Source organism: Komarekiella delphini-convector SJRDD-AB1 (assembly GCF_014831675.1).
In the GTDB taxonomy this organism is placed as follows: domain Bacteria; phylum Cyanobacteriota; class Cyanobacteriia; order Cyanobacteriales; family Nostocaceae; genus Komarekiella.
Map to the genome: position 1 here is coordinate 1 of NZ_VJXY01000168.1, position 1,531 is coordinate 1,531.

A 1,531-nucleotide genomic window follows, 5' to 3' on the forward strand; every position below is an offset into this window, starting at 1 on the left:
CTTCCAAGACAATCCGGCTTTCGCTTAGGAGACTCTTAGCTTTAAGAACGGGATGCCCCTCCGCTCTTTGTTTTATATTTATCGCTGCATTATGGTCACGGTCGAGACTGCACCCACAATGTGGGCAGTTGTGCCATCTTTGATGCAACTTTTTAGGGATTTTCTCTCCACAACTAGAACAATCTTGGCTAGTACCGGAAGCATTCACAGCAATTACCAACAAGCCAGCATTTTCGGCTTTGTTTGTTAGTATCGACAGGAAGTTAGACCATCCAGCATCAAGAATAGATTTAGCTAATCTGGATTTTGAAAGCCCTTTGATGTTGAGGTCTTCATGAACCACAACATCATATTTTGACAGCAATTGTTTTGCTGTTTTAAAGTGAAAATCTTTGCGCTTATCAGCAACTTTTTTATGTTGTCTACCCAATTGTTTAACCGATTTTTGTCTACGGTTACTTCCTTTGTTTCTGCGAGATACACGCTTTTGAATAACCCGTAATCTTTTTTGTGCTTTTCGGTAATGTCGGGGAATTGCAACACTTTCACCAACGGACGTAGTCAAAAACTCCTTTAATCCCATATCAATCCCAGTAATTGAATCTGGGTTAATATCGGGTTTTATTTCTGGAACCGTTGAATCTTCTAAGCTTAGAGTTACGTAGTAGCCATCAGCTTTTTTAGTAACCGAAGCAGTTTTGATTTTAAAACCATCTGGAATAGGACGATGCAAAATAACTTTGATTTGCCCTAATTTTGGTAAACAAATTCTACTATTAGCAATACAATCTGGCTTAATCCTTGGGTACAAAAAAGTTTTGTATCGACTCCGAGGTTTAAATCTTGGTTTACCGCTACGTTTCCCATTGTTATCACTTTTCAAGAATCGATCAAAAGTTGTTTTCACTCGTTTGACAACATCCTGCAAAACGTCGGAATAAACATCTTTGTAATGAGGATGGGTCTGTTTTAACTTAGGTAGTGTTCTTTTCTGCCCGAAATATTCAGGGTTATCTCGCAACTCTGGAAGATGACAAACAAGTGGACAGGCATTAGTTAGGCAACGATTCTGCTCATACCAATTAAATCTATCTGCCAACAAATAGTTATATTGAGCGCAACACATAGACAACCATCGGTCTATTTCTTGCGCTTGTTGTTTTGTTGGACGTAGCTTGTATTGGTATGCCGTTTTCACTTGTTTGTCTACTCCTATTATAGACATGATAGCATAAAAGTGACAACAATGGGTAGACAAATTATGAAAACTACTAGATTAAATGTAAGGATGTCGGAACGTAGATTAAATAAATTAAGGCAGTATGCAGCAGCCAAAGACAAAACCGTAACGCAGATAGTTGAGGACTGGATTGACCGACTATCAAATAAAGAAATTGACAAAAACTTAACTGCCTCTCTCCCGGTCAATCCTGTGGATTGATGTAGTTAAGGGACGTTTTGTTTTTGTCTCGCAATTCCTCTCATCACCTCCCTTGCGGGTAGGTGAGAGGCTCCTTGCTGTTCAAGCTGA

2 protein-coding genes are annotated in these 1,531 nt (G+C 39.2%); one reads left to right on the plus strand and one right to left on the minus strand.

Annotated elements, in window-relative coordinates:
- On the minus strand, nt 1-1,198 hold a 1,198-nt coding region (locus tag FNW02_RS38090), incomplete at its 3' end, for an RNA-guided endonuclease TnpB family protein (RefSeq protein ID WP_191762625.1).
- 63 nt (nt 1,199-1,261) lie between these two features.
- Here FNW02_RS38090 and FNW02_RS38095 point away from each other — a divergent pair.
- Nucleotides 1,262-1,441, plus strand: coding sequence for a hypothetical protein (locus FNW02_RS38095; protein WP_191762626.1), 180 nt, complete (start codon nt 1,262-1,264; stop codon nt 1,439-1,441).
- Nucleotides 1,442-1,531 lie beyond the last annotated feature (90 nt).